The sequence below is a fragment of the Terriglobales bacterium genome (genome assembly GCA_035624455.1).
In the GTDB taxonomy this organism is placed as follows: domain Bacteria; phylum Acidobacteriota; class Terriglobia; order Terriglobales; family Acidobacteriaceae; genus DASPRM01.
On the sequence record DASPRM010000049.1, the window covers coordinates 1 to 8,729 of the forward strand.

General features: G+C 59.1%; 10 protein-coding genes. All 10 read right to left on the reverse strand.

Annotation, left to right across the window (positions count from 1 at the left end; translation table 11 throughout):
- Positions 1-905 (reverse strand): FAD binding domain-containing protein (locus tag VEG30_05565; protein HXZ79378.1); only part of this gene is annotated, 905 nt, incomplete at its 3' end.
- Positions 902-3,493: a molybdopterin cofactor-binding domain-containing protein gene (locus VEG30_05570; protein HXZ79379.1), complete on the reverse strand. Its 2,592-nt coding sequence runs from the start codon at positions 3,491-3,493 to the stop codon at positions 902-904. The genes VEG30_05570 and VEG30_05565, both read right to left, overlap by 4 nt.
- A 41-nt stretch (positions 3,494-3,534) precedes the next feature.
- Positions 3,535-3,879 (reverse strand): DUF1330 domain-containing protein, encoded by a 345-nt coding sequence (locus VEG30_05575; protein HXZ79380.1) that lies wholly within the window; start codon positions 3,877-3,879, stop codon positions 3,535-3,537.
- Complete coding sequence (locus tag VEG30_05580; protein HXZ79381.1) at positions 3,876-4,385, reverse strand: (2Fe-2S)-binding protein; 510 nt, start codon at positions 4,383-4,385, stop codon at positions 3,876-3,878. The genes VEG30_05575 and VEG30_05580 overlap by 4 nt, the downstream gene beginning before the upstream one ends.
- A gap of 60 nt (positions 4,386-4,445) precedes the next feature.
- Positions 4,446-4,769 carry a rhodanese-like domain-containing protein gene (locus VEG30_05585; GenBank protein ID HXZ79382.1) on the reverse strand — a complete coding sequence of 108 codons (324 nt, stop codon included), beginning with the start codon at positions 4,767-4,769 and terminating at the stop codon, positions 4,446-4,448.
- Between the two features lie 44 nt (positions 4,770-4,813).
- The gene (locus VEG30_05590) at positions 4,814-5,599 is read right to left on the reverse strand and encodes an enoyl-CoA hydratase/isomerase family protein (GenBank protein ID HXZ79383.1); all 786 of its coding nucleotides are present in this window, start codon (positions 5,597-5,599) and stop codon (positions 4,814-4,816) included.
- Between the two features lie 27 nt (positions 5,600-5,626).
- On the reverse strand, positions 5,627-6,802 hold the full coding sequence (locus VEG30_05595; protein ID HXZ79384.1) for a Phenylacetic acid catabolic protein: 1,176 nt from the start codon (positions 6,800-6,802) through the stop codon (positions 5,627-5,629).
- Between the two features lie 79 nt (positions 6,803-6,881).
- The gene (locus tag VEG30_05600) at positions 6,882-7,697 is read right to left on the reverse strand and encodes an enoyl-CoA hydratase/isomerase family protein (GenBank protein ID HXZ79385.1); all 816 of its coding nucleotides are present in this window, start codon (positions 7,695-7,697) and stop codon (positions 6,882-6,884) included.
- 28 nt (positions 7,698-7,725) lie between these two features.
- On the reverse strand, positions 7,726-8,442 hold the full coding sequence (locus tag VEG30_05605) for a TetR/AcrR family transcriptional regulator (GenBank protein ID HXZ79386.1): 717 nt from the start codon (positions 8,440-8,442) through the stop codon (positions 7,726-7,728).
- An 84-nt stretch (positions 8,443-8,526) separates the two neighbouring features.
- A partial coding sequence (locus VEG30_05610; protein ID HXZ79387.1) for a dihydrodipicolinate synthase family protein occupies positions 8,527-8,729 on the reverse strand: 203 nt, incomplete at its 5' end.

Consider the following 8,729-nt stretch of genomic DNA (forward strand, 5'->3'; position numbering starts at 1 on the left):
GTTAGGGGCTTTGCTGTCCGAGCAGCCAACTCACCTACGATAGCCGCCGTGTGCTCGTCCACGCTCTTTCCAATCAAGGCATGCGAGGCGCTTGCAACCAGAATCGGCGCAGGATTTACCGCCGTGATCGCAACACGCGCATCCGTTATCGGGCCGCTGCCGTTTGCGCTCTTTAGAGCCACAGCTACACCGGCGAGCGGGTAATCGATCGATCCACGCACCCGCAATTTCTGGTACACGCCGCGATAACCGGAACTGGATTCAGGCAGGAAGACGCGGGTCACGATCTCATCGCTGGCGAGCCGGAATCGCGAGTCGCCGATATTGGTATAGAAATCACGGAGCGGAATGCGCCGCCTGCCGCGGGAATTCGCGATCTCGATCTCAGCTTCCAAACAGAGAAGCGCCGGCGGGGTATCGCCGGAAAATACTGCCCAGCACTTCTTGCCGCCGGGTGCTACGTGGCAGAGGTCGCCGTCCTTCTTAATGCAGAAGCCGCACGATTTCCGCCACGCCAGCGACTGGTTGTACCAGAGACAGCGCGTATCCAGGCAGATGTTCCCGCCTAGTGTCCCCATGTTGCGCAGGATGGGAGATGCCACGGTTTGCGCTGCCTGGTGGAGAACCGAGTAATTGCGCCGGACAAATTCCGAGTCCTCGAGCGCCGAGAGCGTTACCAATGCGCCGATCTCGACACCGGAGCCGGCGACTACACGAATACGCTTCAATTCCTCGATCCCGCGGATATCGAGTAGAAACCGCGGCGAAAACAGCTTTTGCTGCAACGAAGGAACCAGGTCCGTACCCCCGGCGACAATCTGAATCTCACCCGCATGCCGAGCGAGCGTGTCGAGTGCCTCACTCAGAGTTTTCGCCCGGAGAAGATGAAATTCTGGAAGGCTCATTCGGGCCCCCCGGAATCGGCCGCGCGCGAATACGATGACCGCGCGGGATCCTGCTCATGCCGCACCGGACCCTTGCCCTGAAACCAGAGAGCGCCGCCGTGTTCGCGGAACGACTGCGGTTTGGTCGGATCGGCGCCCTCCGTGAGATTGATCTTCTTCGCGTTTTTCTGGGTACGAAGCGCCGCTAGCACGCGCTCGGGCGTGAAAGGCGCCTCACGCAGGCGGATGCCGACTGCATCGTAGATGGCGTTCGAGATTGCGGGAATGGTTGCGGCCAGCGATCCTTCACCAGCCTCCTTGGCGCCAAAGGGACCTTCAGGATCGATGCTCTCCACGATGATGGTTTCTATTTCAGGCGACTCGATGGAAGAAGGCGAGCGATATTCCAATAGACCGGGATTCATCAGCAGGCCATCTTTCCAGATCATCTCCTCCTGCAGCGCCTGGCCCAGGCCCATCCACACCGAGCCCACCACCTGGCCTTCAACCGCCACCGGATTCAGAGCGCGGCCGCAGTCGTGTGCTGCCCATATCTTGTGAACGGTGACCTGGCCCGTATCCTCGTCCACACTGACTTCCGCTACCTGCGCAGAATATGAATAGGCAGGAGACGGCCCCACTCCTGCGCCCTTGAAACTTCCACCGCGCGAATCAACCGGAGGAGCGTAGGAACCCGTGCCGGTGAGGGCGCCGCTGAAATCAATGGCCGCAACCACCGCTTCCTCGAAGGTGATGTAATCCCGTGAAGCCTGGTCATCTTTCTTGCGCTGCTGCTGCAGCGATCCCCGCAGGATCTGGCCCTCCACCCGCCCGTGCACCAGTTGCGCCGTACGACCATGCTCAGCGGCAACTTCAGAGGCAACGCGCGATTCGGACCCACGCCGGAAAATTACGTCATAGCGAAAAATCAGATCATCCGCCAGACAACCCAGCTTTCTCGCCGCGGCAGCGATGAGCTTGTGCTTCACATCCTGCGCAGCTTTCAGCGCAGCGTTGCCGGACATGAGAGTGACGCGGCTGGAGTACGAACCGAGATCAATGGGCGTAAGATCTGTATCAGCCGCAATCACCTTAACGCGCGACAGCGTGCACCCAAGAACCTCAGCAACGATCTGTGCAGTCATGGTGTCGGATCCCTGACCAATCTCGGCCGCACCGGTGTAGACGACCACACCACCGTCGCGATCGATTTTGATGTTCACCGTGGAGTGGGGCATGTCGGACTTGATGATGGAGTTGGCGGCGCCGCTCACGTAATGACTGCATGCCAGGCCTAGACCGCGGCCGCGCCCTAACTTGCCCCGGCGCGTGCTCCATTGTGAGCGATCCACTACTTTCTCGATACACTCTGGCAGGCCGTAACTCAAGACCCGAAGCTGGTTCACGGTGATGCAGGGCGGCTTCAGCAGATTCCTACGGCGAAGGTCTGCCGGATCCAGCTTGAGCGCGGCAGCGATCTCGTCCAGCTGCGATTCGAACCCGAACCGCACATTAACGGTGCCGTGCCCGCGCATCGCCCCACACGCGGGCTTATTCGTAAGCACGCGGTAGCCGTCATATTTGACATTGGGAATGTCATAGAGCGCCCCCAGCAAAGCCCCGGAGTAGAGAATCGTCACCGGACCATAAGAGCAGTACCCGCCGCCATCCTGCACAACGCGAGCGGCCACAGCGGTGATGCGGCCATCGTTCTTGACCCCGGTTTTCAGATCGATGATGGTCCGGGGACGTCCACGATGAGCCCAGAAAACCTCTTCCCGCGTGTAGGTGATCTTCACTGGCGCTTTGGCCGCGCGGGCGGCGACCGCAGCGATGATCTCCAGCGGAATCACTTCACTCTTGCCGCCGAAGCCTCCGCCGACCAGCGGTTTGATCACGCGAATCTGCGACATCGGCATGTCCAGCACCAGTGAGAGCTTGTGCTGCAGGTAATAAGGAACCTGCGTCGAGGACCAAACGGTCAGCCGGCCAAACTTGCCGGTGTGGGGATCGAGCTCGAATGACGCCAGCGTCGAGTGCGGCTCCATGGCGGCGTGCGTAACTTCGTTCGCCAGGTAACGTACTTCCGCCACATATTCGGCCTCGGCAAAACCCCGCTCAGGTTCTCCGAAGACGTGGTGGTAATCCTTTTCGATATTGTGAGGCCGCTTCTCATGAATGAGATCGGTTTCCGCCTTCATCGACTCTTCGGGATCGAAATAGGCAGGCAGCAATTCGTAATCGACCTCAATCAACTCCAGAGCTCTCTCGGCCGTGGTCTCGTCAACCGCTGCAACACAGGCGACGTTATCGCCGACGTAGCGCACTTTGTCGGTGCAGAGCGCATGCTCATCATGCCCGATGGGAAGAATGCCGTAGGAGGTGGGAGCGTCGTGTCCCGTAACCACAGCTACCACGCCGGGCAATGCCAACGCGCGAGTGGTGTCGATGTGCCGGATCCGCGCGTGGGGATGTGGTGAGTGCAAAATCTTGCCAACCAGCATCCCGGGAAGGCTCAGGTCGTCGGTGTACTTACCGTGCCCGGTGGTCTTTTCGGCGGCGTCCACCATCGCGATAGGCTTGCCGATTATGCTGAACTGGTCATTCATTCCCGCTCCCGTTCCAATTCCAAAAACTCCTTCGCTCCACCCTATCCGGCGGTCTGGGACGGCGCTGCTGACATCGGATAGCCCTCAATCGGCGCCTCGCGAAGATCGCGCACCATCACGATGTTGCCGTCAATGGCGCGCTTGCGCAGCGGGATGATCTCGCGATATTCAGCCGAGTCATACCACCTGCGTGCCGCTTCCGCCGACGGAAATTCCACCATTACCGTACGCACAAAACTCCACTGCCCATCACGTACGTCAGGCGATTTTTCAATGACGATGTATCTGCCTCCATGATCCTCAATGAGCGGCTTGACGCGCTCGGCGTATTGCTGGAAAGCCTCGGTATCCCTAATTTCCTTGATCGTCACCACCAGGTAGGTCATCGGATCTCCCCAAGCTCGGCTGGGGCTGATCGGCCCCTCTTTTCGGCTTGGATAGCATCGCGAATCGCCTGGTACATTTGCGTGTACCCGGTACAACGGCAGAGATTACCGCTGAGCGCGCTGCGGATTTCGTCTTCGGTAGGGTCAGGATTGTTGGCCAGCAGGTGCTTAACGGTCATGATGAAACCCGGCGTGCAATATCCGCACTGTGCGCCACCCCAACGGCCATAAGCCTGTTGGATTGCTGTCAGTCCACCATGATCGGCTACACCTTCAACCGTCGTAATCTCCTGCCCCTGACAACTGGCAGCCAGCAGCGTGCAAGAGAGCATGGGGATGCCGTCGATCATCACTGTGCAGGCGCCGCACGAAGAATCGTCGCAACCACGTTTGCTGCCGGTCAGCTGCATTTCCTGGCGCAGCACTTCCAGCAGAAGCCGGTTGGGCTCGATAGCGAGCTCGTGCGTGCGGCCGTTGATCTTGAGTTCCACGAGTTCTTTTTTCATTGAGCAGTCAACAATCAGCAGTCCGCACCCAGCGAAAATTCCAAGCAGCGATGCCGCTAGCTAGTACACCGGCACCTTGGGGTCGATCTGGCGCGACCACTGATCCAATCCTCCCCGCAGCGACTGCACATTTTCGAACCCTTGCAGGCGCATCCAGTTGGTAACGTTGGCGGAGCGGATGCCATGATGGCAAATCACTACGATGTGCTCCTCGGGATCGAGCTCCTGGTGTACCCGCCCGGGTATCTGGTCCATCGGGATATGCTTGCTTCCGCTGATGCGGGCAGCTTCGTACTCCCACTGGTCGCGAATGTCGAGCAGGACTGGCCGATCGCCGGCGTCAAGCTTGCCTTTCAGTTCTTCAGGTGTGATTTCGAAATCCATAGCGCCACTTCACCCGGTCACCCGGTCTGAATTCTTACTTCGCCTCACTTGCCCGTCCACCTCGGCGGACGTTTTTCCAGAAACGCGGCGATGCCTTCCTGCGCATCGTCAAGCTTCATCAATTCCTCCAGATAGATCTGTTCAGCGCGCGCGAGCCCCTTATCGAAATGAGCCGAATCCCACGCATAGAGAGCTTTCTTGGTCAGCGCCAGCGCCGCTGGGCTGAGCTGGCTGACGCGCTCGGCGGTATCGTCCACGATCTCAGCGAGCTCGTCTTCGGGCAGCGATTCATTGGCCAAACCGATTCGCATCGCGTCCTCGCCCGTAATCTGGCGGCCGGTAAGAACCAGTTCGGCGGCATGCTTCTGCCCCACCACAGCCGCAAGCATCGCCGCGGCAACCGGCGGAAAGCAGCCGAGCGAAATCTCAGGAAAACCCCAGGTAGCGTTGTCCGTGGTGAAAACCAGGTCGCAGACCGCGGCCAGCTCAGCGCCTCCACCCAGGCAGTTTCCGCGAACCGCGGCAATGGTCACCTTCTTGGATGCAATAACCGCTCGAATCACGGAGTGAAACTTCACCAGCATGTTGCGCACGTTTTCGGCAGTATGAGCTCCGACGTCCACGCCGGCGGAAAACGCGCGATCGCTGCCGGCAAAGACAGTGGCCGCTATTTCCTTCCGCTGTTCAATCTGCTCCAGCACCGCCTGGAGCTCGTCCATCATCGCCAGGTCGATTACGTTCAGCGACGGATTCGCCAGGATGATGCGCGCCACCGGCGCCTGCATGGAAACCATGAGGCGCGAATATGCGGGTTGTGGATTAGCAGCCATAGCTCTATCCCCAGGTCACCATCCCGCCTAGAGATTGATGGCGGACTTACGTGGCTCGCCGATGGTCTCCAGCGGATCCTTGGCTCCCATCTTAGGCACAATCCAGTTTTTCTCGTTGGCGATGATCTGCAGCAGCAGCTTCTTGTCTTCCGCCGAAGGCATCGCTTCCTGGAAGTGCTGTTCGTATTCTCGGTCGCTGAGCGGCTCGCCGGTCTTGCAGTGGAATTTCTGGCCCGCCCATCGCCCAATAGCGCGGTTGAATTTAATGTGCGGAGCGTACAAAGGCTCCTGCCCCGCCTTCAGCACGCTATTGAACCGCTCGATCAGGCCCGCAACCTCCTGGTGGTATAGGTTGCGGTTGTAATCGTTAAGATCGTCGAGATCGGGCTCGCTCTGGTTCTGCGGCTCGTCGTAGCGTCCCTTCACTCCCCACACATAGGCCCAGTGCGCGGACGAAGAATGATCGGTGCCGAACAGGTCGTGAGAGGTCGAGATCCACTTGTTCAGATATTTCTGGATCAGCCAGCCCGGGATCTTCCCTGCCTCGACGACCCGCCGCAGCCCATCATTGCCCGCGCCCATATGGAACGACTCTTCGCGCAGCATGTAGGACATTGACCGCCCCAGCGGCGCGAACGCCGAGTACTTGAGCATCTGCAGCTGGAACTTGCCGTCACGATCGACAAAGTCCGTGTAGGTGAAGAAGTCGAGCCAATTATCGACGTCGACATTGAAAGCGCCCAGCAGGCGCTTGTTTTCGAAGGCGCGCCGCTCCAGCATCTTCTGTGCCTCGACCTTGCCGGAATATCCGAAGTGCTCCACCAACAGCGCGCACATCTGCCAGCCGTGGCGCATTTCTTCAATCATCACGCGGCTAAGTGCGCGGCGATCCCAGTCGGTAGGAGCTGTCTCGAACAGGTGACGTTGCTGCTCGACGCTGGCAAATTCGGTATCACCCTGATACACGATCAGGTTGAGCAGAGCGTCGCGAATCTGCTGCGTAGGAACCTGGCGCACATTCTCCCACTTCTTGCGCCCTTTCCAGTGCCCAAACTGTATGTCGCCGGTTTCGATGGCGCCGAACAGCGTGTCAAACTTGAACTGCGCAATCTCGTCGCGATTGACGCCGATCTCCTGCCGCCATTCCTCGAACAGGCCTACCCAATCAGTGAATGATCCGATTTTATGAACTTTGCCTGGCATAACAACTCCACAATTTTTTGGCACTTCCCACTTGGCAATCGGCGATTAGCCTCAGCTTTCCCCGACCAGGTGAGTGCTTCTATTTCGCCGTGAAGGTGGCTGGGCGCTTCTCTACGTACGCCGCCAGCCCTTCCTTGGCATCCTCGCTCTGGAATAGCAGTTGCTGGTTCTCCCGCTCCACGGCCAGCGCCGACTCCAGCGGAATTTCCCAGCCCGTCTGCACCGCACGCTTGATCCGGCCCACGGCCTTTGCCGCCTTGTTGGGCGGGCAGAACTGGCGCGCATATTCCATGATGTTTTCCATAAAATTCTCGCGGTCGAAAATGTCGTTAACGATTCCCATCTCCTTCGCCTCTTCGAAGGAAAAGGTGTTGCCCGTCACCATCAACTCGATCGCCTTCGACTTCCCTACCAGGCGCGATAACCGCTGCGTGCCGCCGGTGCCGGGAAGAACTCCCAGGTTGACTTCCGGCAAGCCGATCTTGCCCGCGTCCTGCCGCGCGATGCGGATGTCGGCAGCCATGGCGATTTCCAATCCGCCGCCGACGCAATGCCCGTTGATCGCCGCGATCACCAGCTTGGGCGTGTGCTCCAGCCGCAGCAAGGTCTCGTTGGCATGCAGGCAGAAGTAGTACTTGAAGGTAGGGTCCACGCTGGAAAGCATGCGAATGTTGGCCCCAGCCGAGAAAAACTTCTCTCCCGATCCCGTGAGCACGATTACATACACGCTGTTGTCCATGCGCGCCCGCAGAATGGCATCGTCGAGCTGACGATTCATCTCGTAGGTGTAAGTATTGGCGGGCGGATCGTCCATGGTGATTACCGCAACTCCCGCATCCGTCCGGTACTGGATCAGCGGCTTCGTGGTCTCAACAGTTTGAGTCGTGGTGGCCATCGAATCACTCCTTCTGTGTCGTCTGCGTTCAGGAAATTTTGCTTCGCCCGAGCTTGCCGCTGCGCCCGGCTTCATGGGCGTTGCTGGAAAGGGGCTCTCGCAGTACTCCCCTTAGGAAGATGTCGCTCATCTGCCGCGCCAGCGCCTGCGAATCACCGTCGGTGCGCGGGTTGTACCAGGTGTAAATCCAGTTGACCATGCCGAAAAGACTGAGGACCGCGATGCGGCTGGTAATCCCGGGTGCAATGCTCTCTGGCCAGCGTTCTCGTAGATCGTCCACCAGTTGCAGGCACAGCCGGTAGTATTCGCGCTTGAGGTGACGAACCTGCGCGCCCAGTTCTCCCTTTAATGCTTCGTCTTCGTGGGAGAGAACCTTCATCGCCTTTTCATTCTTCAGAAAATACTCGAGATGATTTTCCACAAATGCCCGAACCCGCTCCTGCGGATCCTCGACCGAACGCAGTCGGGTGCGTATCTGCTGGAGAACGGTTTCAAACGTGTGTTTCTGGATCAGGTAAAGCAGCCGCTCCTTGGATTCGAAGTAATAGTACAGCCCCGCCAACGACATGCCGCTGGCGCGCGAGAGGTCCCGCATGGAAGCGCCTTCGTAGCCTTTCTCGTGAAATATGTTGGTGGCGTGCTCCAGGATTTCGCCCAGGCGGCGTTCGTAGCGCTCGCTCTCGGCTGGCTGCGAATCCCCGCTGCGCCGCCGCGGTATTGGGGGTGAAAGAGTGGGACCGGCCATACTCGATCCTAAATCGAACGTTCGTTAGAATTTTAGAACGAATCCAGCGGCCGTGCAAATCAGCCCGAATCGCCTTAGGACCCCTCAGTTCCTGATGCCCGCCATCAGCCGCTCGACTTCGGCCTTCTGCTCCCCATTGAGCGGCAGCAGTGGCAGCCGCGAGGGCCCGCCGTAGTAGCCGTTGAGATCCATCGCATATTTAAGCCCCGGTATGCTCAACTCGCTGACCACCCGCTTGGCCGCCAGCACGATACGATTCTGCTTCTCCATCGCGATCTCGTGCGCCT